This is a genomic window from Streptomyces sp. NPDC050560 (assembly GCF_044457285.1).
Classification (GTDB): Bacteria; Actinomycetota; Actinomycetes; order Streptomycetales; family Streptomycetaceae; genus Streptomyces.
Window position 1 is genome coordinate 287,240 of the sequence record NZ_JBITGT010000003.1, and the last position, 23,358, is coordinate 310,597.

General features: G+C 72.7%; 25 protein-coding genes. 13 read left to right on the forward strand and 12 right to left on the reverse strand.

Features of this window, described 5'->3' with window-relative positions; all coding sequences use genetic code 11:
• Positions 1-17: 17 nt before the first annotated feature.
• Positions 18-596 (reverse strand): glucose-6-phosphate isomerase family protein, encoded by a 579-nt coding sequence (locus tag ACIBIW_RS08700; RefSeq protein WP_399333465.1) that lies wholly within the window; start codon positions 594-596, stop codon positions 18-20.
• A 403-nt stretch (positions 597-999) separates the two neighbouring features.
• On the opposite strand from ACIBIW_RS08700, the gene ACIBIW_RS08705 reads away from it, so the two are divergent.
• Complete coding sequence (locus tag ACIBIW_RS08705; RefSeq protein WP_399333467.1) at positions 1,000-2,019, forward strand: DUF5954 family protein; 1,020 nt, start codon at positions 1,000-1,002, stop codon at positions 2,017-2,019.
• 98 nt (positions 2,020-2,117) lie between these two features.
• A complete protein-coding gene (locus ACIBIW_RS08710; protein ID WP_399333469.1) occupies positions 2,118-2,741 on the forward strand; it encodes a hypothetical protein in 624 nt (207 codons plus the stop codon).
• Positions 2,742-2,807: 66 nt separating this feature from the next.
• Here ACIBIW_RS08710 and ACIBIW_RS08715 read toward each other — a convergent pair whose 3' ends face one another.
• From ACIBIW_RS08715 to ACIBIW_RS08730, 4 genes are all read right to left on the reverse strand, one after another.
• Positions 2,808-3,356, reverse strand: a complete 549-nt coding sequence (locus ACIBIW_RS08715; RefSeq protein ID WP_399333471.1) for a DUF1062 domain-containing protein — start codon at positions 3,354-3,356, stop codon at positions 2,808-2,810.
• Between the two features lie 206 nt (positions 3,357-3,562).
• On the reverse strand, positions 3,563-4,225 hold the full coding sequence (locus ACIBIW_RS08720; protein ID WP_399333473.1) for a hypothetical protein: 663 nt from the start codon (positions 4,223-4,225) through the stop codon (positions 3,563-3,565).
• Positions 4,226-4,320: 95 nt separating this feature from the next.
• Entirely contained in the window at positions 4,321-4,683 is a 363-nt protein-coding gene (locus ACIBIW_RS08725; protein ID WP_399333475.1) for a hypothetical protein, read from the reverse strand.
• A 205-nt stretch (positions 4,684-4,888) separates the two neighbouring features.
• Positions 4,889-5,386 carry a hypothetical protein gene (locus ACIBIW_RS08730; protein ID WP_399333478.1) on the reverse strand — a complete coding sequence of 166 codons (498 nt, stop codon included), beginning with the start codon at positions 5,384-5,386 and terminating at the stop codon, positions 4,889-4,891.
• Positions 5,387-5,886: 500 nt separating this feature from the next.
• On the opposite strand from ACIBIW_RS08730, the gene ACIBIW_RS08735 reads away from it, so the two are divergent.
• From ACIBIW_RS08735 to ACIBIW_RS08750, 4 genes are all read left to right on the forward strand, one after another.
• Complete coding sequence (locus tag ACIBIW_RS08735) at positions 5,887-6,588, forward strand: class I SAM-dependent methyltransferase (protein WP_399333480.1); 702 nt, start codon at positions 5,887-5,889, stop codon at positions 6,586-6,588.
• Positions 6,589-6,673: 85 nt separating this feature from the next.
• Positions 6,674-7,828 carry a serine hydrolase domain-containing protein gene (locus ACIBIW_RS08740; protein WP_399333482.1) on the forward strand — a complete coding sequence of 385 codons (1,155 nt, stop codon included), beginning with the start codon at positions 6,674-6,676 and terminating at the stop codon, positions 7,826-7,828.
• A 101-nt stretch (positions 7,829-7,929) separates the two neighbouring features.
• The gene (locus tag ACIBIW_RS08745) at positions 7,930-8,901 is read left to right on the forward strand and encodes an NADPH:quinone reductase (protein WP_399333485.1); all 972 of its coding nucleotides are present in this window, start codon (positions 7,930-7,932) and stop codon (positions 8,899-8,901) included.
• 195 nt (positions 8,902-9,096) lie between these two features.
• Positions 9,097-9,996, forward strand: coding sequence for a SigB/SigF/SigG family RNA polymerase sigma factor (locus ACIBIW_RS08750; protein WP_399333488.1), 900 nt, complete (start codon positions 9,097-9,099; stop codon positions 9,994-9,996).
• A gap of 39 nt (positions 9,997-10,035) precedes the next feature.
• On the opposite strand, the gene ACIBIW_RS08755 is transcribed toward ACIBIW_RS08750, so the two are convergent.
• Positions 10,036-11,283 (reverse strand): serine hydrolase domain-containing protein, encoded by a 1,248-nt coding sequence (locus ACIBIW_RS08755; RefSeq protein WP_399333490.1) that lies wholly within the window; start codon positions 11,281-11,283, stop codon positions 10,036-10,038.
• A gap of 157 nt (positions 11,284-11,440) precedes the next feature.
• Between ACIBIW_RS08755 and ACIBIW_RS08760 the strand changes: the two genes are divergently transcribed.
• Positions 11,441-11,836, forward strand: coding sequence for a nitroreductase/quinone reductase family protein (locus ACIBIW_RS08760; protein WP_399333492.1), 396 nt, complete (start codon positions 11,441-11,443; stop codon positions 11,834-11,836).
• Positions 11,837-11,874: 38 nt separating this feature from the next.
• Here the strand turns inward: ACIBIW_RS08760 and ACIBIW_RS08765 are convergent, their stop codons facing one another.
• The 4 genes from ACIBIW_RS08765 to ACIBIW_RS08780 all read right to left on the reverse strand — a co-directional run bounded on the left by ACIBIW_RS08765 (position 11,875) and on the right by ACIBIW_RS08780 (position 15,347).
• Positions 11,875-12,387, reverse strand: coding sequence for a CGNR zinc finger domain-containing protein (locus ACIBIW_RS08765; RefSeq protein WP_399334007.1), 513 nt, complete (start codon positions 12,385-12,387; stop codon positions 11,875-11,877).
• Positions 12,388-12,463: 76 nt separating this feature from the next.
• A complete protein-coding gene (locus ACIBIW_RS08770) occupies positions 12,464-13,111 on the reverse strand; it encodes a lactate utilization protein C (protein WP_399333494.1) in 648 nt (215 codons plus the stop codon).
• The gene (locus tag ACIBIW_RS08775; RefSeq protein WP_399333496.1) at positions 13,108-14,595 is read right to left on the reverse strand and encodes a lactate utilization protein B; all 1,488 of its coding nucleotides are present in this window, start codon (positions 14,593-14,595) and stop codon (positions 13,108-13,110) included. The genes ACIBIW_RS08770 and ACIBIW_RS08775 overlap by 4 nt, the downstream gene beginning before the upstream one ends.
• Positions 14,592-15,347, reverse strand: coding sequence for a (Fe-S)-binding protein (locus ACIBIW_RS08780; protein ID WP_399333498.1), 756 nt, complete (start codon positions 15,345-15,347; stop codon positions 14,592-14,594). The genes ACIBIW_RS08775 and ACIBIW_RS08780 overlap by 4 nt, the downstream gene beginning before the upstream one ends.
• Before the next feature lie 176 nt (positions 15,348-15,523).
• Between ACIBIW_RS08780 and ACIBIW_RS08785 the strand changes: the two genes are divergently transcribed.
• The 6 genes from ACIBIW_RS08785 (at position 15,524) to ACIBIW_RS08810 (ending at position 21,401) form a co-directional block, all read left to right on the forward strand.
• Entirely contained in the window at positions 15,524-16,534 is a 1,011-nt protein-coding gene (locus ACIBIW_RS08785; protein ID WP_399333500.1) for a LacI family DNA-binding transcriptional regulator, read from the forward strand.
• 129 nt (positions 16,535-16,663) lie between these two features.
• On the forward strand, positions 16,664-17,626 hold the full coding sequence (locus tag ACIBIW_RS08790; RefSeq protein WP_399333502.1) for an NADPH:quinone oxidoreductase family protein: 963 nt from the start codon (positions 16,664-16,666) through the stop codon (positions 17,624-17,626).
• A gap of 42 nt (positions 17,627-17,668) precedes the next feature.
• A complete protein-coding gene (locus ACIBIW_RS08795; RefSeq protein ID WP_399333505.1) occupies positions 17,669-18,850 on the forward strand; it encodes an acyl-CoA dehydrogenase family protein in 1,182 nt (393 codons plus the stop codon).
• Positions 18,847-20,049: an acyl-CoA dehydrogenase family protein gene (locus tag ACIBIW_RS08800; RefSeq protein ID WP_399333507.1), complete on the forward strand. Its 1,203-nt coding sequence runs from the start codon at positions 18,847-18,849 to the stop codon at positions 20,047-20,049. Before ACIBIW_RS08795 ends, ACIBIW_RS08800 begins: the two co-directional genes overlap by 4 nt.
• Before the next feature lie 133 nt (positions 20,050-20,182).
• On the forward strand, positions 20,183-21,049 hold the full coding sequence (locus tag ACIBIW_RS08805) for a phosphatidylinositol-specific phospholipase C/glycerophosphodiester phosphodiesterase family protein (protein ID WP_399333509.1): 867 nt from the start codon (positions 20,183-20,185) through the stop codon (positions 21,047-21,049).
• A 157-nt stretch (positions 21,050-21,206) separates the two neighbouring features.
• Positions 21,207-21,401 (forward strand): hypothetical protein, encoded by a 195-nt coding sequence (locus ACIBIW_RS08810; protein ID WP_399333511.1) that lies wholly within the window; start codon positions 21,207-21,209, stop codon positions 21,399-21,401.
• 94 nt (positions 21,402-21,495) lie between these two features.
• Here ACIBIW_RS08810 and ACIBIW_RS08815 read toward each other — a convergent pair whose 3' ends face one another.
• Together ACIBIW_RS08815 and ACIBIW_RS08820 are read right to left on the reverse strand one after the other, a co-directional pair.
• Positions 21,496-22,101: an N-acetylmuramoyl-L-alanine amidase gene (locus ACIBIW_RS08815; RefSeq protein WP_399333513.1), complete on the reverse strand. Its 606-nt coding sequence runs from the start codon at positions 22,099-22,101 to the stop codon at positions 21,496-21,498.
• Positions 22,102-22,168: 67 nt separating this feature from the next.
• Complete coding sequence (locus ACIBIW_RS08820) at positions 22,169-23,185, reverse strand: acetamidase/formamidase family protein (RefSeq protein WP_399333515.1); 1,017 nt, start codon at positions 23,183-23,185, stop codon at positions 22,169-22,171.
• Positions 23,186-23,358: the final 173 nt, after the last annotated feature.

Consider the following 23,358-nt stretch of genomic DNA (forward strand, 5'->3'; position numbering starts at 1 on the left):
GGCGCCCGCGCGGGCCCTCAGCCGTCATACGGGACCAGGGACACCTCGCCGCCGGTGCCGCGGCGGGCCCGCAGGCCCATGCCGTGCTCCAGCACCCAGCCGTAGTCGTGCCCCGCGGAACCGGGGTAGACGGCGAGGAAGCGGTACGGCTCGTCCCCCGTGTTGACCGAGCGGTGCGCCCAGCCGGGCGGGATGTAGCCGATGGTGCCGGGGCCCATGTCGACCCACTCGGGCCGCTCCCCGTCGAACATCAGCAGCCCGCCGCGCCCGCTGAGCCCCAGATAGATCTCGCCCTGCGGGTCGGGGTGCTGGTGGCCCTTGGTCATGTGGAACTCCCCGCCGCAGGCGCCGGGTCTGATCGTGGTCACCGACTGCGGCAGCTCCCGGGGCAGTTCCGGTACGGGCGAGGACGTCACCTCGTACACCACGGGGTCGTCCCCGTCACACGCCGCCCGCCAGGCGTCCGCGGACCGGAACAGGCCCTCCAGATCGCTCATCCGCCGCACCAGCATCGGCCCTTCAGGGGCGAGGGCGCCCCGCGCGGTGTCGAGGGACAGCGCCATCGGGGGGACCGGGGGCATGGCGAAGGGAGGCATGGACATCCTCTCGACAGGGGCGGTACGACGCGTGGTCCCGGCCGCGCGAATGGGCCGCGGGCGGGGGCGCCGGAGGGGGGCTGCGGCGGCGCTGAGAGGGCGGATGCCGTTATGTAATCCTGTCAGGACAGGACGGTCAAGGTCTTCACCCGAAGGAGTTCCCGCCGACCCGCCGGGCCGTTTCCGGCGGCGCATACGGGCGGCCGGGCGCCCGTCACCGCGGAGGCCGCCGGATTAACTCGTAAGGATGAAGACGGGGTTGGCCCCCCGCCCGCCTGGGCGGCTTCGCGCCGGGACTCGCGCAGGTCCGGCCCCCTGTGGTCAAGACCGCGCGGGCGGCACCGCGTTGACGCGTGGGGGCCCGGGGTCGTGGTGACGGCGCACGGACGATAACAATGTGCGCATGGCTGATGACTGGAAGCGACGCCTTGAGGGGCTCCACGAGGATCTGGTGCGCCGGGACGACCCCACCGCCTGGGTGACGGAGGCCGATGCCGTGGAGGCGTCGTACCGCTATCCGCACATCGCCCTGCGCGGCCCGGTCTTCGGCCTCGCGACGCGGGACGAGAAGGGCGCCGGGCCCTGGACGCTGCTCCAGCCCGTGGTCTGCGGCACCCCGCAGGAGGCGCGCGACGGGCTCAACTCCTTTCTCTGGTTCAAGGCGAAGGACGAGACGGAGGAGCGCGCCGACCGGCGGGAACTGCTCGCCGCGGTGTCGCTGCTTGAGCGCGAGCCGGTCAACGAGGTCGAGGCGCTAGGCACCCGCTACCGCGTGGTGCGCGGCGAGGAGTTCGCCCGCAGCAGGGACGACCGGCTGGAGCCGCCACGCCCCACCGATGTGGAGCCCTCCGAGATCAGTTGGGAGCGCGGTCTGAACCCCTCGCCGCCCGACACCGGCTTCGCCCTGGACACCGACCGCAAGAGCGGCCTCGCCCTGGGGGCGATGGAACTCGGCCTCCAGAGCTTCGCCTACACCGGCTCCCGCTTCCCTGAACAGGTGCGCGCCGACTCGCTGCGCGCCACCGAGACCCATCCCCAGGTGGTCCTCCTCCCCGTCAGCTTCGGCGTCGTCGAACACCTCGACGACGGCTGGCGCCCCCGCGGCTCCCTGATGCCCACGCCCCACGAGGCCCGCCGCCTCCTGTACGACTGCATGACCGAGACCTGGCCGCTGATCAGCGAGTTCGACGACGAGACCAGGGCCGTCTACGCGCGCGCCGCCGAGGAGTTCAGGGCCGCGGGCCGCGCCGACGAGGTGCGGGTCGACAACCGGCTGCTGAGGATCTGCCGTATCGAACGCATGGTCCGCTGCGGCTCCGAGGGCCCCGAGCAGCCCCGCTCCTCCGACCAGGACAGCTACGGCCCCATGAAGATGCACCCCACCATGGACGAGGACGGCACCCTCCACCACGACGACGACTGAGCCCCCTTGCTCACGGCCGCGCGCGTGCCCCCCTTCGCGTGCCGCCCCGCCCGCGCCGTCTACGCTGAACGCCCGGTCGGGGGCGGGAGTCGTGGCGGATGGGGAAGTCGAGCACGTGGCTCGTGGGCGCGGTCGGGGACGGACACGTGGCCGCGTGGGCGCCCGACGCCCTGCCCGCCCTGCGGGCCGCCGCGAGTCGCCCCGAGACGGCGGCGAACTGGTCGCGGTGGCGCGAGGACGCCCGCCGCGGTGGGGAAGCGGTGCCCGTTTGGGGCCCGGACGGACTCAACACCGACGAGGCGTTCCACCTCTTCGCCATGCTTCAGGACTCTCCTTTCTGCGGTCGGGACGCGGCGGGTGACCTCTGCCCGCTGGAGTGGCTCGACGAGTTGGACGACAGGGTGTGGCCCTTCCACACCTTCATCGTCAAGGACAATCCGGTGGCCGCCCTGTTCCACGGCCTTGGCCCGGACCGTGCCTCCCGGCTGCCGGGCGTGGCCGGTGACTGGCTTCTGTCGTCGGACCAGGTACGGGCGGGCCTCCCCGACCTGACCCGCACCCTTACGCCCGTGGGGGAAGGCGCCCGGGACCTCGTCCTCGCCCGTATCCGTGACTGGCCCGATGTCGAGGACCCCGTGGACCTGCTGGACGGTCCCTTGCGTGTGCACCGGGAGGCCGCCCGGGCGGGGCTCGGGGTGCTGGCGGTACGTCTGTGGACGTGACGCCGCATCCGCCACCAGGGCCCGCCCGCCGGATCGCACCGGACAGGCCCTGGAACCGAGGGGCGCTCAGCGTTTGAGTGTGAAGGTGAAGTCGTTGCTGAGCCTGCCGGTCAGCCGCACGGCCGAGACGAGTTCTCCTTTCGTGATCAGCCTCTCGACCTCGGCGCGCGGGAGGCGGCACCCTTCGGCGATGAGCCGGGCCGGCCGGACGGGAATCCGTGCCGCGAAGTGCACCGAGACGTCGGTCACCTCCTCGTCGAGGCGGTCCGGGCCGCCGGTGTCGAGGCGCCAGGCGCCGTCCCAGTCGAGGGCGATGCGTTGGCGGCGCCGTATCTCCGGGTCCTGGAGCAGTTCGGCCGCGAGAGCGGGGTCGTTGTCGTGCAGTCGCCCCAGCAGCGCGGGCGGTATGGAGCGCACGTTCGCCCGTTCCAGGACCGCGAGCTTCGCGGTTTCCCCGCACTCGGTACAGAGCGCGAGGAGCCAGACGTCGATGAGTTTGTGATGTGCGTTGACACGGAACTTGCCTGCTGTCCGGAAGCGTTCGGACCCGCAGGTGTGGCAACGGCGGTGGATGAGCGGGAGGCGGGTGGGCATGACCACCCAGCTTCTGAGCACAGAAGTACACCGGTCTCTGTGAGAAATCCGCAGCGGTAAGGGGCGCGGCGCGCAGGCGCGACGCGCGACGAATCAGCGCTCGGGAGGTCTCACAGGGTGTACAACGGGACGTCCTTTCCCAGATGACTTGGTGCCGCAGCACGGTAGGGCCGCCCAGTGGTCCTCTTCCACTGGTTTTCGGGGTTCAGGGTTCGGGGCATGAGGCTTCAGTGGCGGGCGTGCCGCAGGAGTACCTCGCTGCCGATCGGTGTGAATCCGCAGGCCAGGAAGGCCCGTAGGGAGCGTGCGTTGCCGGGGGACACGGCGGCGAACAGCGGCTCGCCTTCGGGTACCAGCGTCAGGGCGTCCCGCAGCAGGCCGCGGCCCACCCCCGTACCGCCCTGCGGTCCGTCGAGTTCGACGCTGATCTCCCGTCGCCCCGCGACGCCCTTGCCGAGGGTGACGAGGCCCCGCTCGTCCCCGTACACGGTCACGTCCCCGCGTATCGAGCGGGCGTGCCGTACGCGCGGGTGCTGTTCCGCGTCCGTCCGCCGGGGGAGGACCGCGCCTCCGGTGCCGTGTCCGACGAGCGTGGCGTCGAGGCTGTCGAGCCAGCCGCCGGGGCCCGCGAGGTGGCGGAGGAAGTCGGGGGCGTGGGCCTGCCCGTAGCCGTCGGCGCCCCGGGCCCGTATCTCCTCGGCGGGCAGCGCGGTGGCCACCACGGCGTGGCCCGTGAAGGCCACCGCAACCTCAAGCCCGCGCCCCAGCGGCGGTACGACGGTGACGAGTCCGTCGACCGGGGGGAAGTGCCCTTGGGCGGCGTCGAGGAAATACCGCAGCAGCGGATGCGGCCCTGTCCCTGTTCCCCGTGTCTCTTCCGGTCTCTCCATACCTCCTCTCTCCCCTCCTGGTCCTGTCGCCTTGTGCCGGGGCGCTTCTGCTGGTTTTCCGGTCTTCTGGTGCTCCCTGCGGTCGAGGGCGGTGGTCAGCTCGGGGCGTGGAATTCGTGGACCACTTGGATTCTGCCGACGATGTGCGTGTTGAACTCGTCGAGTTCTTCGGCCGGTACCCACAGTTCGAGAATGGTCCTGCCACCGACCTGCTGGACGGGGTATCTGCGCAGGAACTCGGAGTGGACCTCGAACCGGGTGACGAAGCCGGTCCCGTCGCGTGTGGCGTTCCAGTCCCGGGCGATCCTGACGGCGTAGTCCTCGTTCAACACCGGGTAGAAGATCGGCTGTTCGGGCAGGCGGGGCGGCCAGGCGCGCCAGTCCAGCTCGCGTACCAGTGCCAGTTCTTTCGGCCCGGTGGGGCGCCACAGGGTTGTCGTCGTCTGCTGAGTGGTCACGGGAAGCGCTCCTGGGCGGGGCGACCGCCGGTGCGGGTCGGCCGGGAGACCGACCGTACCCAGGGCGGCGGGTGGTCGGCCATCGAGTATGCGGCCTGGTGTTGCGGGCGGTTCTGCGTGGAGCGCTTCGAGGGGGCGGGTCCGGCCGCGCGGGAGGCGACCGGGGGCCTGATGACGCCTGTGACCACGGGGTCCGTGGGTGGACTCAGATGTCGGGTAGCTCCTCTCGCTCCTCCCAGATTTCGGTTACTTTCGCGTGGGTTCCGAGGCTGCGGATGATGTGGTCGCCGAGTTCGGGGGAGTGCCGGCTGCGGATGGTGATGCGGCGGCGTCCGGCGATGGACAGGCTGAGCACCGTGGCCGTGTAGCCGTGCGCGGTGTCGCCGGTGTGGTTGATGCGTACCTCAAGCAGGTCGGTCACTGCCACGGTGCGGGTGCCGCCCCTGCTGACGAGGTGCACATGGTCCCGGGTGAAGGCGGCCCGGTAAACCTCCCTGCGCAGGGCCACCGCGCCCAGCGTGGCTCCCGCCAGGATGACGAGGGCGGTGATCCAGTTGATGGTGGAGTCCGACAGCGGCGACATGATGTGGAGTACCGCGTAGGGGAGCGTTGCCACGAACGTCCCCGCGCAGCCACCGAAGAGGGCGCCGCTCGTGTAGGAGACCTCGGAACTGCGGAACGTCACGCCCTCGTCGGCCGCCATCCGTACAGGATGACCCGGCGACTCCGTACCAACCAGGGCAAGTTCCGCCATCCGCCGCCCTGTTGCCGAGCCGGGGCACCAGACGGTGGTGCCGGGTGGCGCGGCGGTGTGTCAGCCGCTGCGGCCGGGTATCTCGCGGGGGCTCCACGCCCTGGTGGGACGGGGCGCCATCTGCTGTGCACTGCCTGCCTCGCCGAGGTGAAACACGGGTACCCGCCTCTCTCTTGGGTGGTGCGCTCTCCGGTCGTCGACGGACTCGGGCGATCGCGCTCTTCATCAGGGATGTGGCTCGTTCAATTCCTCATGCGGCCAACGGAGTTTCCTGGACCGGGAATTCGGACGCGGTTTCGGACTGGGGCTCACGCTAGTCGACCCCGACCCCGCCGAACAATTGGTGCGGCAGTGCTTCACCCGTTCGAATGTTTTCCATGGGGCGAGGGTTCGTTGTGCCGTTTCACGGAAGAGCGGTCAATCGGAGGGGCTGCTGCGAGGATCGCCCCATGACCGACGACAGCAGGCGTCTGATCGCCGCCTATTGGGACGCCGCGGCCCCCGCCTTCGATGAGGAGCCGGACCACGGCCTGCGCTCGGCGCCGGTGCGCCGCGCCTGGGCGGCCCGGCTGCGTGACTGGCTGCCTGACCGGCCTTCCGCTGTCCTTGATGTGGGCTGTGGCACCGGGTCCCTGGCGCTCCTCGCCGCGTACGACGGGCACCGGGTCGCCGGCTGTGACCTCGCCCCCGCCATGGTCGAGCGGGCCCGCGCCAAGTTCGCCGCGGCGGGCGCGACGGGCGACTTCCGTGTGGGCGACGCGACGGCGCCGCCGTTCGAGGGGCGCGGCTTCGACGCCGTGCTCGCCCGGCACCTGCTGTGGACCCTGCCCGATCCCCGGGCGGCGCTGCGCACCTGGGCGGGGCTGCTGCGCCCCGGCGGCAGGCTGGTGCTCATCGAGGGCCGCTGGCGGCAGCCGTCGGGCCGGCAGGGCCCGCCGTACGGCACGGGAGCGGGCACACTGCCCTGGCACGGCGGCGTCGGCGCGGCGGAGCTGACCGCGGCCGTTCGCCCGTTGGCGGCGGCCGTACGCGTGGTGGACCTGGCCCGTGACCCGGGCCTGTGGGGCGGCGAGGTCGACGACGAGCGGTACGCGCTGATCGCCGACACCGAGCGGAACCTCGTCGACACACCGCAGGGGGCGGGCGCGTGACACCGCACCGATGAGTTGCCGCGCCCGCCGAAGTCTCCCAGGCGCAACGACACGGCCCAGGGGACAGGCATCGGAAGGCGGAGCGATGGCGAGCACGGAACTGACCGAGATCCTCGACCGGCATGTGAGGACGGGCCCGCTGCCGGGGGCGGTGGCCCTCGTGGCGCACGCCGACCGCCAGGAGGTCGCGGTGGTGGGGCACACGGACGCCGAGGGCACCCGGCCGCTGGCGCGGGACGCGATCTTCCGTATCGCCTCCCTGACGAAGCCGGTGATCGCCGCCGCGACGATGACGCTCGTCGACGACGGGCTCCTCGGCCTCGACGAGCCCGTCGGCCGCCTGCTGCCGGAACTGGCCGAACCGGTCGTCGTGCGCGACCCGGCGGGCCCCGTGGACGACGTCGTGCCCGCGTCCCGGCCCCTCACGCCCACCGACCTGCTGACGTTCCGCGCGGGCCACGGATTCCCCGCCGACTTCACGCTGCCCGCCGTCGCGCCGCTCCTCGAACTCCTGCGGCAGGGACCCCCGCAGCCGGGGAAGGTCCCGGACCCGGCCACCTGGATGGCCGCACTCGCCCGCATCCCCCTGCTGCACCAGCCCGGCGACACCTGGCTGTACAACACCGGCGCCGACATACTCGGCGTCCTCGTCGCCAGGGCCAGTGGGCAGCCGCTGCCCGAGTTCCTGGCGGAGCGCCTCTTCGCCCCGCTCGGCATGCCCGACACCGGCTTCCACGTCCCCCGGGGGAAGCTGCACCGCTTCACCTCGCTCTACGCCCCCGACGGAGAGGGCGGCGCACGCCTCGTCGACGCGCCGGACGGCCAGTGGAGCAGCCCCCCGGCCTTCCCCTCCGGCGCTGCCGGTCTTGTCTCCACCGTCGACGACTACCACGCCTTCGCGCGGATGCTCCTCGCGGACGGCACCGCGGGCGGCCGTCGGCTGCTGAGCGCCGCGTCCGTGCGCCGTATGACCACCAACCACCTCACCCGCGCCCAGCGCGACGCGGCCACCCTGTTCCTGTCGGGGCAGGGCTGGGGCTACGGCGGCTCCGTCGACGTCGAGTCCTTCGACCCCTGGAACACGCCCGGCCGCTACGGCTGGGTCGGCGGCACCGGCACCACCGCCCACATCTCCCCGCTGACCGGCACGGTCACCATCCTCCTCAGCCAGGTGCAGATGACGGGACCCGTGCCGCCGCCGCTGATGCGGGACTTCTGGCGCCACGCCGCGGGCGCGTGAGCCACCGGCCGCCCGCCGCCCGGTGTCGTCCACGCCCCGCGCACCCGCCCGCCGTACCATCGGGCCGTTGAGCGAGAGCGACGAGGCCGGAGGAACCACCCGTGAAAGCAGCCCGGTACGAACGCCTGGGAGCCGCCCGCGACGTCCTCGACGTCACGGACGTCGAGCGGCCTGAGCCAGGGCCCGGCCAGGTCAGGGTCCGCGTCGCCCTGTCCGGGATCAACCCCACCGACGTCAAGTCCCGCTCCGGCGCCACCCCGCGCGCCGTCGACGGCTTCCAGGTGCCCCACCACGACGGCTCCGGCACCATCGACGCCGTAGGACCAGGAGTCGACCCCGGCCGCGTCGGCCAGCGGGTGTGGACCTGGTTCGCGGCCGTGGACAACCGCTGGGGCACCGCCGCCGAGTGGTGCGTCCTGCCCGCGGACCGCGCCGTCCCGCTGCCCGACGACGCGAGCGACGAACTCGGCGCGTGCCTCGGTGTGCCCGCCCTCACCGCGCACCGCTGCCTGTTCGCCGACGGCCGTCTCAACGGCAGGACGGTGCTCGTCGCGGGCGGCGCCGGGGCCGTCGGGCACTACGCCATCGAACTCGCCAAGCACGCGGGGGCCCGCGTCATCAGCACCGTCAGCGGCCCGGAGAAGGCCGAACTCGCCCTCCGCGCCGGGGCCGACCACGTGGTCAACTACCGCGACGCGGACGCCGTCGACCAAGTGCGCGCCTTCGCCCCGCGCGTGGACCGTGTCGTGGAGGTCGCCCTCGGCCCCAACCTCGCACTCGACCTCGCCGTCAGCGGCCCCAGGACCGTCATCTCCGTGTACGCCGCGGGCGCCGACGTTCCGCTGCCGGTGCGCGCCCTGATGACGCCCAACGTCACCCTCAGGTTCGTGCTGCTGTACGGCGTTCCGCCGCGGGACCTGGCCGACGCGGTGGACGAGGTCGGCGCCGCGCTCGCCGCGGGGGCGCTCACCCCGCTGCCGGTGCACCGCTACCCCCTCGCGGAGACCGCCGCCGCCCACGAGGCCGTGGAGAGCGGCGCCATGGGCAAGGTCCTCGTCGACACCACCGTCTGAAAACAACACTGCCCGCGCCCCGGCGCCCGCGCGCCTACCCGGCCCCGGGGCGCCCAACCTCCCCGCCGCGCATGTGAAGTATTTGGGGAGTGGAGGCGTGCACCGCCATGTGGCGGGTACGCGGCGGCAGTCCGCAGTTTCGCGGACACGGTTCGCGCAGTGCGGCCGTATGTTGAGACGAGGGATGGAGATGACATGACGGCCACGACGGCAGTGACGGGTTGTGGGCCGCTGACGCGCACGGCCGGGCTCCCCCGGGTCGAGGAGCCCCTGAAGGTGGAGCCGCAGGACGCCCGCAGGCTCACCCGGCAGTTCCTTGCCCGCCTCGCGGAACTTGAGGAGGGCACCGCCGAGTACCAGTACGTGCGCAACACCCTGATCGAGATGAGTCTCTCCCTGGTCCGCTTCGCCGCAGCCCGGTTCCGCAGCCGGGGGGACGACATGGAGGACGTGGTCCAGGTCGGCACGATCGGTCTCATCAAGGCCATCGACCGGTTCGAGCTGGCGCGTGAGGTGGAGTTCACCTCGTTCGCGATTCCCTACATCACCGGCGAGATCATGCGGTTCTTCCGGGACACCAGTTGGGCCGTGCACGTCCCCAGGCGGCTGCAAGAGGCCCGTATCCATCTGGCGAAGGCCACCGAGGAACTGCGCGGCAGGCTCGGCCGCACGCCCACGGTCACCGAACTCTCCCAGCTCATGGCGCTGCCGGAGGACGAGGTGATCGAGGCCCGCAAGGCGTCCAACGCCTACCAGTCGGCGTCGTTGAGCACCGCGATGGGCGGCGACGGCGGTACCGACGAGAGCCCGTTGGAGGAGTTCATCGGCCAGGACGACCACGGACTGGAACTCGTCGAGGACTTTCACGACCTCGCCCCGCTCATCGGCGAGCTGAGCGAACGCGACCGACTCATCCTGCATTGGCGCTTTGTCGATGAATTGACCCAGGCGCAGATCGGGGAGCGCCTCGGCTGCTCCCAGATGCATGTGTCCCGGCTCCTCAGCCGCATCATCGGACGGCTGCGCGAGGGCATGGCCACCACGGACGCCCCCGCCCGCCCCCGTCGGCGGCCCGCCGCGGCCCACGCGAACTGACCGCGGGCGGGCAGGACCGCGGACCGGCGGAGGGCCGGGTCAGTCGACGAGTGCCTGGTTGACCAGCGCCCGCAGCCTGCTGCGCAGGGGATACGTGTCCGAGGGCAGCAGTTGGGTGAAGAACAGCACGGTGATCTCCTCGGCCGGGTCCACCCAGAACGCCGTACTGGCGGCGCCGCCCCAGCCGAACTCGCCCTCCGACACCAGGTTGTGCAGGGCCGCCGCGTCCCGCACGACCGAGAAGCCGAGACCGAAGCCGGTGCCCTCGAAGGCCACCTCGCTGAGCAGCGGGCGGGCGAACGTGTCCAGGAGCGCGCCGCCCGGCAGGTGGTTGCGGGTCATGTAGTCGACGGTGCGTGACCCGAGGAGCCGCACGCCCTCGTACGCGCCGCGCCCCAGCAGCATCTGGACGAAGCGGTGGTAGTCACCGGCCGACCCCATGAGCCCGCCGCCGCCCGACAGATGGCTCGGCGGCTCGGTGACACCGCTGCCGCCCGCCCGCCTCAGCTCCCCGTCGGGCCCGGGCGTGTAGAGCGCCGCGAACCGGTCCACCTGGCCGGGGCCGAGGTGGAAGCCCGTGTCGTGCATTCCGAGCGGCTCGAAGATCCGGGTGCGGAAGAAGTCGTCGAGCCGCAGGCCGGAGGCCACCTCCACCACCCGGCCGAGGACGTCGGTGGCCACGGAGTAGTTCCACTCCGCGCCCGGCTGGAACAGCAGCGGTAGCTGCGCCCACGCGTCGCAGGACGCCGCCAGGTCGTATCCGGGCGGGGTGCTCCACTCGAAGCCCCTCGCCCGCAGGATCGCGTCCACGGGGTGCGCCCGGTGGAAGCCGTAGGTGAGCCCCGAGGTGTGGGTGAGCAGGTGCCACACGGTCATCGGGGTCGTGGCCGGAACCGTCTGCGGCCGTACGTCCGTGCCGCTGCGGAAGACCCGCGGGTCGGCGAAGGACGGGATATAGGCGGAGACCGGGTCGGTCAGCGCCAGCGCGCCCTCCTCGTACAGCATCATCGCCGCGAGTGAGGTGACGGGCTTGGTCATCGAGTACAGGCGCCAGACGGTGTCCGTGGTGACCGGAAGCCCCTCGTCCACATTGCGCATGCCGGAAGCCGACAGATGCACGATCCGCCCGGACCTGGCGACCACCACCAGCCATCCCGGCAGCCGTCCCGGCGGGCTCCCGCCGTCCCCGCCCGGGAGATAGCGCGCGAAGTACCGGTCGATCCTGGCCAGCCGCCCCGCGTCGAAGCCGAGTTCGCCGGGCTCCGCCTGCACCGCCAGTTCCGCCATGCCCACCTCCGCCGTGTCCTGAAGCGCCCCGCCTCCCGTGGCCGCTTCCGGAAACCCCTGCCTGTCGCGGCGCCGTAGTGCTCGCGCGGCCGCCGGTTTCGGGTATGACGGAGCCGAGCAGCCGCCGGGGACCCGGCACGGAACAGAAAGGCCACGCATGCCGCGCCAGAACGACCTCAGATTCCGGATCGTCACGACCTTCCAGCGGAGGGTGGCCAACCCGTTGGCGCGCCGGATGCCCGGGCAGATCCTACTGGAGACGACCGGGCGCGTCTCCGGCCGTCCGCGCCGCACCCCCATCGGCGGGCGCCGCGTCGGCGACGCGTTCTGGTTCGTCTCCGAGTACGGCGACAAGGCCCAGTACGTGCAGAACATCCAGGCCGATCCGCGGGTCCGGGTCAGGGTCGGCGGGCACTGGCACTCCGGCACCGCGCACCCGCTCCCCGAGGACGACGCGCTCGCCAGGCTGAAGGAACTCCCCAGCTTCAACAGCGCGGCCGTCAGGGCGTTCGGCACCAACCTGCTGACGTTCCGGGTCGACCTGGTCGACTGAAGCGGCGCGAACGGGCGCGAACGGGCGCGCGGCCGGTGTCAGCCCGCCGTGGCGGAGCGGGTGCGCTGGTGGTGGCGGCGGGCCTTCATGCGGTTGCCGCACGCCGCCATCGAGCACCAGCGGGCGGTGTTGGCCTTGCTGCGGTCCAGCAGGAACAGCAGGCACTCGTCGTTGGCGCACGGCCGCAGCCTGCCGGGCCTCGTCCCGTGCAGTTGGAACCAGGTGAGCACCATCCGCGCCCCGTACCGCCGCTCCGCCGGGGCGTCGAGGAGCCAGTCGAGGCCCTGGTCGCGGACGGACGGGCGCCAGCTCACCCCGTCGAGCGCCGGCGCGAGCGCCCGCGGGGTGCGCTGTCCGCGCACGACCTGCTGGAGCAGGTCGCGCACCTCGCGGACGGCGCGCCGCTCCGCCTCGCTGCCTCTGCCGTCGCGCTCGCGCAGCCACGCGCGCCCCGCCGCGGCGTCCGCGAGGCGGTCCACCGGGGCGCCGTCGACCACGGGCGTGGTGTTGAGCAGTTCGAGCAGCGCGTCCTCCTGCGCGGAATCGGTCACCACCGCGGTCCTCCTAACCCCTCAGGCGCACATGAAAGGTTACACCCGCCCCGGCGGCGCGCCCGTCGCATGCCGTTCAGCCCTCGCCCACCAGCACCACCTCCAGGGTCCTGGGGCCGTGCACCCCCTCCACCCGGTCGAGTTCGATGTCGCTCGTCGCCGAGGGACCCGAGATCCAGGTCAGGGGGCGCACTGGGTCGAGGCGGTCCAGCGCCTCCGGAACCCCCTGGACCACCTGGTCAGGGACGCGCACCACGCAGATGTGGTGGTCCGGGACCAGGGAGATCCGGCGGCGCCCCTGGTCGGGCCCGCCGTCCAGGACGAGGGTGCCGGTCTCCGCGACGGCCACCGCGCACCCCGTGACGACGCTGTCGACCGCGTCAAGGCGCTCGGGGGTGTGGGACACGTCGTCGGGCACCGCCTCCACCTCGGCCGCCGCCAGCCACTTTGGCGGCAGCCCGGCCGGGACCACCACGGTGCGGGCCCCGCGCTTCCCGAGCAGGCGCGCCAGCACCGCGGGCAGCTCCGCGGCCGTGGCGCGGTGCACGAGGGCGCGGTAGTCGACGAGGTTCCGCTCCAGCAGGTCCACCGCTCCCGCGGGGGAGAGGTCGCCGTGCCGCCGCCGGTAGCCGCGGTCGATCGCCCGCTCGTACGGCGTGTCGTCCTCGGGAAGGTCGGCGACGGCGCGCCTGATCCGGTTCAGGATCACGTCCCTGCTGCTCATCGGGGGTCCCTTCGCTCGGCGCGGGTGCGCTGCCACCAGTCGCGGAACGGCTCCGCGGGCACCTTCGGCAGGTCCCGGCTCGCCGACCAGGCGCTGCCGGGCCCCGGCAGCCTGCGCGGATGCAGCCTGCGGGTGCGCGAGGCGAGCCGCTGCGCCGTACCCAGGGCGCCCGGGTGCGAGAACGCCCAGCGGGCGCCGCGCATCGCGGCGCGCTCGGCCGCGTGCCCGCGGGCGGGCTTGAGCGTCACCTTGGTGCCCTGCCGTACCACGGGACCGCCCTGCACCACCCGCTCCCTGAGGTGGACGAGGACCTCGGGGATGTTGATCGCGACCGGGCACACGTCGTAACAGGCGCCGCACAGCGAGGACGCGTACGGCAGCGTCGCGTCGATGGTGCTCGCGGTGCCCCGCAACTGCGGCGAGAGGATCGCGCCGATCGGCCCCGGGTACACGGAGCCGTAGGCGTGGCCGCCCGCGCGCTCGTACACCGGGCAGACGTTGAGGCACGCGGAGCAGCGGATGCAGCGCAGCGCCTGGCGGCCGACGGGGTCGGCGAGGGTGTCGGTGCGGCCGTTGTCGAGCAGCACCAGGTGGAAGGTCTTCGGGCCGTCCGCGTTGTGCGCGGCGCTTGTGCCCGTCCACGTCGAGGTGTACGGGTTCATGCGCTCGGCCGTCGAGGAGCGCGGCAGCGTCTGGAGGAACACCTCCATGTCCCGCCAGGTGGGCACCACCTTCTCGACGCCGACGACGGAGATCAGCGTCTCCGGCAGTGTGAGGCATATCCGCCCGTTGCCCTCGGACTCGAACACCGCGAGGGTGCCGGTCTCGGCCACCATGAAGTTGGCGCCCGAGATCCCGACCTTGGCCCGGAGGAACTTCTCCCGCAGGTGCAGCCGCGCCGCCTCCGCGAGATCCGCGGGCGCGTCGCTGAGCCCCTCGGGCGCGGGGCGGCCGAACCGCGCCATCTCGGTGGTGAAGATCTCCCGGATCTCGGAGCGGTTGCGGTGGATCGCGGGGACCAGGATGTGTGAGGGGCGGTCGTCGCCCAACTGCACGATCAGCTCCGCCAGGTCCGTCTCGTAGACGTGGATGCCCTCGTCGAGCAGCGCCTCGTTGAGCCCCGTCTCCTGGGTCGCCATCGACTTGACCTTGACGACGTCGCTCTCGCCCGTCTCCTTCACCAGGCGCGCCACGATGCGGTTGGCCTCCGCGGCGTCACGCGCCCAGTGCACGGTGCCGCCCGCCGCGGTGACGTTCTCCTCCAACTGGAGCAGGTAGCGCTCCAGATGGCGCATCGTGTGGTCCTTGATCTGCCGGCCCGCCTCCCGCAGCTCCGCCCAGTCGTCCAGCTCCGCGACCGCCGCGGCGCGCTTGCGGCGGATGATGTGCGTGGCGTGGCGCAGGTTCCCCTGCAAGGTCGGATCGGCGACCGCGGCCCTGGCCGCCTCGGGGAACGCGGGCATGCCCACGAATGTGCCGCTCATACCAGGGGCTCCTCGGATGTGCTGGCCAGGATCTCGGCGATGTGCACAGGACGCACGGACGTCCGCAGCCGCGTCATGGTGCCCCCGATGTGCATCAGACAGGAGTTGTCGGCGGCGCAGAGCACGTCGGCGCCCGTGGACTGCGCGTTGCGGACCTTGTCGCGGCCCATGGCCGCGGACACGTCGGCGTTCTTCACCGCGAACGTGCCGCCGAAACCGCAGCACTCCTCCGCGCCCGGCAGCTCCACCAGGTCGAGACCCGCCACCGCTTCGAGCAGCCGCCGCGGCCGGTCGCCGAGGCGCAGCGAACGCAGCCCGTGACAGGTCGGATGATAGGTCACCCGGTGCGGGAAGTAGGCCCCGACGTCCGTCACTTCCAGCACGTCGACCAGGAACTCCGTCAGCTCGTACGTCTTCGGCACCACCGGTGCCAGCGTCGCGGCCAGGGTGTCGCCCCTGCCCTCCGCGCGTGCGCGCTGCCCCATCCGGGGATACAGCTCGCGCACCATCGCCGCGCAGGAACCCGAGGGCGTCACGATGGCGTCGTAGCCGCCGAACACCTCGGCGTAGTGCTCGGCGAGCGGCTCCGCCTCGTGCCGGTAGCCGGTGTTGTAGTGGGCCTGGCCGCAACAGGTCTGCGCCATCGGGAAGTCGACGTCGACGCCGAGCCGGGACAGCAGCGCGACGACGGCACGGCCGGTATCCGGGTAGAGCGTGTCGTTGACACATGTCAGGAACAGGGCGACACGCATCGATCCTCCTCATCGATCATCGGACGTATGAAGACTACGCGTCGTCCGAGCTGGGCCCGAGCCGCCCCAAGGGCGTCCGCGCCGCCCGGAACGCCCGGGAGCGCGCCCGTGCGGGCGAACGCGCATACGCTGTCACACTCGGCACCCGGCACGGCAGGACGGAGCACAGGAAAACCATGGTCGGCATCAAGGACGTGGCCCGGGACGCGGGGGTGTCGGTCGGCACCGTCTCCAATGTGATCAACCGGCCCGACGTGGTGTCGGAGCGGACCCGCCGCAGGGTCAAGGCCGCCATCGACCGCCTCGGCTATGTGCGCAGCGAGTCGGCGCGGCAGTTGCGCGCCGGGCAGAGCCGCATCGTGGCCCTCCTCGTCCTCGACATGGGCAACCCCTTCTTCGTCGACGTGGCCCGCGGCGCCGAGCGCACCGCACGCGACGCCGGGCTCGGCGTGATGGTCTGCAACAGCGCCCAGAACACCGCCGACGAGGCCGACTACCTCTCCCTCTTCGCCGAGCAGCGGGTCCGCGGCGTGCTGCTCACCCCCGCCGACACGACCGGCCGCAACATCGACGCGTTCCGCCGCCACCACATCCCCTTCGTCCTCGTGGACCGGGTCGCCGAGGGCACCACGGAGTGCTCCGTCTCCGTCGACGACGTCGCGGGCGGGCTGCTCGCGGTGCGCCACCTCGTCGACGCCGGACACCGCAAGATCGCATACGTCAGCGGGCCCGTGGGGCTCCACCAGGTCAGGGACCGCAGGGCGGGCGCCCTGAACGCCCTCGCCGAGGCCGGACTGCCCGCGGACGCGCTGCGCGAACTGCCCACAGAACGCCTCGACGTCGCCGCGGGCCGGGACGCGGGCGCCCGGCTGCTGGGCCTCGCCGACCGGCCCACCGCTGTCTTCTGCGCCAACGACCTCCTCGCCCTCGGGGTGCTCCAGGCGCTCTTCGCCGCCGGGGTCTCGGTGCCAGACGAGGTCGCCATCGTCGGCTACGACGACATCGAGTTCGCCGCCGCGGCCGCCGTGCCCCTCACCTCGGTGCGCCAGCCCGCCGTCACCATGGGCGGTCTCGCCGCTGAACTCCTCCTTGAGGAGACGGAGCCTGGCGAGGGCGACCACGCCCACCGCCATGTCGTCCTCCAGCCCGAGCTGGTCGTACGCCGCTCCAGCCTCCGCCCGCGCTGAGCGCCCCCGCCGTCTTGCCGACCGGCCGCGGTGACCCGGGCGGACCACGGGCGGGTGGTTCCCCACAGGCAAGCGACCGCTTAGTATGCGGATGGTTCCGGAGCCGCGAAACAACCCTGGAGGCGTCCCGTGCGGGCATGGCGAGTACATGAGAACGGCGAACCCGGCCGCGTGATGACGCTGGAGGAGGCCCCGCGCCCCGAGCCCGCCGCAGGCCAGGTCCTGCTGACCGTGCGCGCCGCCGCCGTCAACTTCCCCGACGCCCTGCTCTGCCGCGGCCAGTACCAGGTGCGCCCGCCACTGCCCTTCACACCCGGTGTGGAGATCTGCGGGACCACCGACGACGGCCGCCGCGTCATCACCACCGCCGCCCTGCCCCACGGCGGCTTCGCCACCCACGCCCTCGCCGACGCGGCGGGCCTGCTGCCCGCCCCCGACAGCCTCGGCGACGCCTCGGCCGCCGCCCTGCTCATCGGCTACCAGACGGGATGGTTCGCACTGCACCGCAGGGCCCGGCTCCAGGCAGGCGAGACCCTGCTCGTGCACGCCGCGGCGGGCGGCGTCGGCAGCGCCGCCGTCCAGCTCGGCAGGGCGGCGGGCGCCCGGGTCATCGGCGTCGTCGGCGGCAGCGCCAAGGCCGACGCGGCCCGCGCCCTCGGCTGCGACGTCGTCCTCGACCGGCACCGCGACGACATCGTCGCCGCCGTCAGGGAGGCCACCGGGGGCAGGGGAGCGGATGTCGTCTTCGACCCGGTCGGCGGCGACGCCTACACCCAGTCCGCCCGCTGTGTCGCCTTCGAGGGCCGGATCGTGGTCGTCGGCTTCGCCGGGGGCACCGTCCCCGCGCCCGCCCTCAACCACGCCCTGGTGAAGAACTACTCCATCCTCGGCCTCCACTGGGGCCTGTACGCCACCAAGGACCCCGCCGCGGTCGCCGACTGCCACCGCAGGCTCACCGAACTCGCCGACCGCGGCGCCATCGACCCCTACGTCTCCGAGCGCGTGCCCCTCGCCGACGCCGCCGACGCCGTCCAGCGCGTCGCCGACGGCACCACCACCGGGCGGCTCGTCGTCGTCCCCGACGCCGCCTGACCGCCGCACGACCCGCGACACCACCGTGGAAGAAGGCACCGCATGACCGACGCCGCCGACCTGCGCCGCCGCACCCGGCGGCTCCTGGAGACCAGCCCGCCCGCCACCACGCCCCGGCTCGACTTCCTGCGCGCCCGCTTCGACGCGGGCCTCGCCTGGGTGCACTGCCCCGAAGGGCTCGGCGGCCTCGGCGCGCCCCGCGAACTCCAGTCCGTCGTCGACACCGAACTCGCCGCCGCTGCCGCCCCCGACAACGACCCGCGCAGGATCGGCATCGGGCTCGGCATGGCCGCCCCCACCCTCCTCGCCCACGGCACCCCCGAGCAGCAGGAGCGCTTCCTGCGCCCCCTGTGGACCGGCGAGGAGGTGTGGTGCCAGCTCTTCAGCGAACCGGGCGCGGGCTCCGACCTCGCGGCCCTCGCCACCCGGGCCGTGCGCGACGGCGACGAGTGGACCGTGGACGGGCAGAAGGTGTGGACGTCGAGCGCCCATCTGGCCCGCTGGGCGATCCTCATCGCCCGCACCGACCCCGACGTGCCCAAACACCGCGGCATCAGCTACTTCGTCTGCGACATGAGCGACCCGGGGGTCGAGGTGCGGCCCCTGCGCCAGATCACCGGCGAGGCCGAGTTCAACGAGGTCTTCCTGACCGGTGTCCGCATCCCGGACGCCCACCGGATCGGCGCCGTCGGCGACGGCTGGAACGTCGCGCGCACCACCCTCATGAACGAGCGCGTCTCTATCGGAGGACTGCCCCTGCCCCGCGAGGGCGGCATGATCGAACCCGTCGCCTGCACCTGGCGCGAGCGGCCCGACCTGCGCACCCACGGACTGCACCGCAGGCTGCTGGCCCTCTGGGCCGACGCCGAGATCGCCCGGCTCTCCGCCCGGCGGCTGCGCCAACAGCTCGCCGCGGGACGCCCCGGGCCCGAGGGCTCCGCGATGAAGCTCACCTTCGCCCGCCTCAACCAGCAGATCAGCTCCCTCGAACTCGACCTCCTCGGCGAGGAGGGCCTGCACTACGACGACTGGACGATGCGCAGGCCCGAACTCGTCGACTTCACCGGCCGCGACGCCGGATACCGCTATCTGCGCGCCAAGGGCAACAGCATCGAGGGCGGCACCAGCGAGGTCCTGCTGAACATCGTCGCGGAACGCGTCCTCCAGCTCCCCGCGGAACCCCGTACCGACAAGGACGTCGCCTGGAAGGACCTCGCCCGATGAGCACCGCACCCGACCTGCTCTACTCCGACGAGGAAGAGGCCCTGCGCTCCGCCGTCCGCGGGCTGCTCGGCGACCACGGCGGCCCGTCCCGGGTCCTGGCCCACGCCGAGGACGGCCGCCCGTACGACCGCGACCTGTGGGCCGCCCTGGCCGAGGGCATGGACCTCGCCGGGCTCCTCGTGCCGGAGCGCCTCGGCGGCCAGGGCGCCACCCACCGCGAAGCCGCCGTGGCCCTGGAGGAACTGGGCCGCTCCCTCGCCCCCGTGCCCTTCCTCACCAGCGCGGTCATCGCCACGGAAACCCTCCTCTCCTGCCTCTGCTGTCCCGACACCCCGGCCACCGGTCCCGGCCACTCATCGGGCGGGCCGGACTCCACCGCCGAGGAACTGCTGCGGACCCTGGCCGCAGGCGCCACCGTCGCCGTGCTCGCCGTGCCCTTCACCGCCGGGCCGGGCTCCCCGCCCGCCACCACCGTCGAGGAGCGCGGCGGCCGCCTCCACGGCCGGGTCACCTCCGTCGCCGGCGCCCACGCGGCCGACCACCTGCTCGTCCCCACCCGCACCGGCCTGTGGGCGGTGGACGCCGCCGCGGCCACCCTCACACCCCGTACCTCACTGGACGTCACCCGCCCCCTCGCCGACGTCGCCCTCGACGCCGCCCCCGCCCGCCTCGTCGCACCGCACACCCCGGCCGCGGACACCCCGGGGGACGCGGCTACGTCCCCCGCCGCGGCGGCCCTCGACCGGGGGCTGAGCGCGGGGGCGGGGCTCCTCGCCTCGGAACAGCTCGGTCTCGCCGAGTGGTGCCTGGCCGAGACCGTCCGCCACACCCGCGAGCGCCACCAGTTCAACCGGCCCCTCGGCTCCTTCCAGGCGCTCAAACACCGCCTCGCGCACGTCTGGCTCGACACCGTGCACAGCCGCGCCGCCGCCCGCAACGCTGCGGACGCCCTCGCCACCGCCACCGCCGCCCCGGACGACGAGACCGCACTTGCCGTGGCGCTCGCCAAGTCCCACTGCTCCGCCACCGCCGTCCACGCGGCCGAGGAGGCCCTGCAACTGCACGGCGGCACCGGCATGACCTGGGAACACCCCCTCCACCTCTATCTGAAGCGCGCCAGGGCCGACACCCTCGCCCTCGGCAGCGCCGACCGCCACCTCGACCGGCTCGCCGCGCTGACCGGCCTCACCATGCCCTGACCGGCCCCCGGACCGGCGCGGGGGAGTGAACGACCGATGTCCATCTCGCCAACTCGCCCCGGAACGGCGCCTCCTGACGTCCCGGCACCTCATACTCACTGAGGTCCCGTACGGCACTCCCGGGAGGCAGAGCATGGCCCTCACCACCCGCCGAAGCGCCCTCACCGTCTTCGGCGCCGCACTCGCCTGCGCCGGATTCGCGATCCCCACCGCCTCGGCGCAGTCCCCCCACCGGCGGCGCGGCCTGCGCCCGCTGACCCACGCCCATGCGCACAACGACTACGACCACCCCCGCCCCCTCCTCGACGCCCTCGACCACCGCTTCGGCAGTGTCGAGGCCGACATCTACCTCGTCGACGGAGAACTGCTCGTCGCGCACGACCTCGCGGACCTCGACCCCTCACGCACCCTCGAATCCCTGTACCTCGACCCCCTGCTCGCCCGCGTCCGGGCGAACGGCGGCTCCGTCTACCAGGGCTGGCACACCTCCCTCGAACTCCTCATCGACATCAAGACGGACGGCGCCGCCGCCTACCGCGCACTCGACCGGCGGCTGCGGCCCTACCGCCAGATGCTCACCGAGTACACGGCCGGCACGGTGACCGTCCGCGCCGTCACCCCCGTCATCTCCGGGGACCGCGCGGCACGTGCCCCGATGGAGGAACAGGAGCGGCGGTACGCCTTCTACGACGGCCGCCTCGACGACCTCGGCAGCGGCGCACTCGCCTCCTTCATCCCCCTCATCAGCGACAACTGGTCGACCCTCTTCACCTGGCGCGGCACGGGCGACTTCCCCTCCGCAGAAAGCGACAGGCTGAACGACATCGTCACCACCGCCCATGACAACGGTCAGCGGGTCCGCTTCTGGGAGACCCCCGACACCCCGGGCCCGGCCCGCGACGCCTTGTGGGGCGAACTCCTCACCGCCGGGGTCGACTTGCTCAACACGGACGACCTCGCCGGTCTTGAGGCGTTCCTCGACGCCCACGGCGGCGACTGAGCCGCTGTCGCCCCCGGCCGCCACCGGGGGCGACAGCCACACCGTCACCCGCAGTCAACACACGTTCGGAGTACGCGCGGCTCGCCGTCGCCGGGTCCCCGCTGCGCCACACTTGCCGCCGATACGCGCGGTACCTGCGTGGCTCTGGAGGGTGACGATGGCGATTTCCATCTCCGCGGTGTTGTTCCTGCTGATCCTTGCGGTCGTGTTCCTGCGCAACGGCGCGCTGAAGACGTCGCACGCCGTCGTCTGTGTGCTGCTGGGCTTCACCCTCGCCGGAAGCCGGATGGCGCCGACCATCCACGAGGGCCTGTCCGCCACGGCGGAGATCGTGAGCCATCTGCACCCCTGACCCACCGCCTGCGTCCCGCGGCCGCGCCCCTGGGCGGCGGTCCGACCGCCGCCCACGGACGCGTGTGCCTCGCCGCGGGCGGACCCGCGGGGGATCAGGCTTGGTTGACCAGCGCTATATAGCGGGCCCAGTCCCAGTACTCTCCCGGGTCGGTGTGGTCCGCGCCCGGTACCTCGCTGTGGCCCAGGATGTGGTTGCGGTCGATGGGGATGCCGTACTTCGCGCAGACCGCGGCCGTCAGGCGCGCCGACTGCTCGTACATCACGTCCGTGAAGTACTCGGGCTGGTCGATCCAGCCCTCGTGCTCGATGCCGATGCTGCGGGTGTTGTAGTCCCAGTTGCCCGCGTGCCAGGCCACGTCGTGCTCGCGGACGCACTGCGCGATGTGCCCGTCGTTGGACCGCACCACGTAGTGGGCGGCCGCCGCGTGCGCCGGGTCCTTGAAGAGCGCCAGCGTGTCCGCGTAGGTCTCCTGCGTGACGTGGATGACGACGTAGTCGATCGGGTAGCTGGTCGGCCTGTTGGACGCCGTGTAGTTGGACGTACTGGCCGGGGCGGACTCCGCCCCCGGGTAGTCGACCGCCGCGGCCTGGGCGGACGCCCGGGTTCCGGCGAGCGCCGCTCCGGACACGGCCGCCAGGGCCGCGCCGCGCAGTATGGTGCGGCGGCTGGGGAGGTGGAGGGATCTGTCACGTTCCATTGCTGATCTGCCTCTCGGTGGGGGGTATACAGCGCACTGTTCGAAAGAGGTCGATGGAGCGGGAGGATCACGGGGACAGGGTCCTGGCCACCTCCCGCAGTCTTGTGTGCAGCCCGCGGTGAGTCTCCCGCGAGGGGAGCCACTCCTTGCGGAGCTTGGCCACGCACGTGTAGTTCGTGTCGCAGACGTTGGCCAAGGGTGATTCGACGGCCTGGGTCGCGAACTGGTAGGCGTCCAGCTCACCGAAGCCGTAGTCACGCACCAGCCACTGCACCAGGTCGAGTTGGGAGATGCGGAAGGCGTCCTCCAGCGGCCGGGCCGACCCGGTGGAGATGATGTGGGTGTCGGACTCGATGCGCGGCCAGGGCGTGGTGACGCCCTTGAGCAGCTCCACGATGACGACCGTGTGCATGGCGCACTCGACCGCCACCCCGCAGGTCTCGCCCTCGCCCTGCCTGGCGTGCCCGTCGCCGAGGCTCAGCAGCGCCCCCGGTACGTTCACCCCCAGGTAGCAGGTGACATGGGCCCGCATCTCGGGTGTGTCCATGTTGCCGCCGTGCGCGTCGGGCACCAGCGCCGAGCGGACTTCGAGGTTGGCCGGTGCCACGCCGATGGTCCCGTGCATCGGGTCCAGGGGAAGCTCCGCCTCGAAGTCGCCCTCTCTCGCCGTGAACCTGGCGGTGCGCCGGTCCCTGTCGAGCTGCCAGATCCACACGGCCTCCGGCAGCGCGGGCTGGAGCGAGGCCGTGGTGTGGGTGGAGGTCAGGGCGCCGAACAGCGGCACCGTGGTGCTCGCCGCCCAGTCGCGGGCCGGTTCGACGGAGACGAAGTGCACCGCCACCGTGTCGCCCGGCTCCGCTCCCACGATGTGGAAAGGGCCCGTCTGGGGATTGAGGAAGGGGAACTCGCAGACCTGGGACACGAGATCCCGCTCGGAGCGGACCCGGCCCGCGAAGCAGTCCTCCGTGAAGAGGTCGAGAACCGTGCCCGGTTCGACGCGGGCGACCGGCGGGGCTCCGCCGAACGTCCACGCGTAGTCTTCGGGCCCCGGACGCACGGTCAGGACCCGCGGGTCACCCGTCACTTCGCCCCTCCGCACGCCGGGGCGATCCGGCGCACGGGTCTCTCCCGTGCGCCCACGGGCCCCTCGGCGGTCAGGGCAGCGGCGAAGGCCCTCGGCCGCGGTCCGTACGCCGCGCTCGTCCCGGCTCTCGCGCGCAAGCTGGCACTGCTGTGTCCCGGCATGGTGATCCCCCG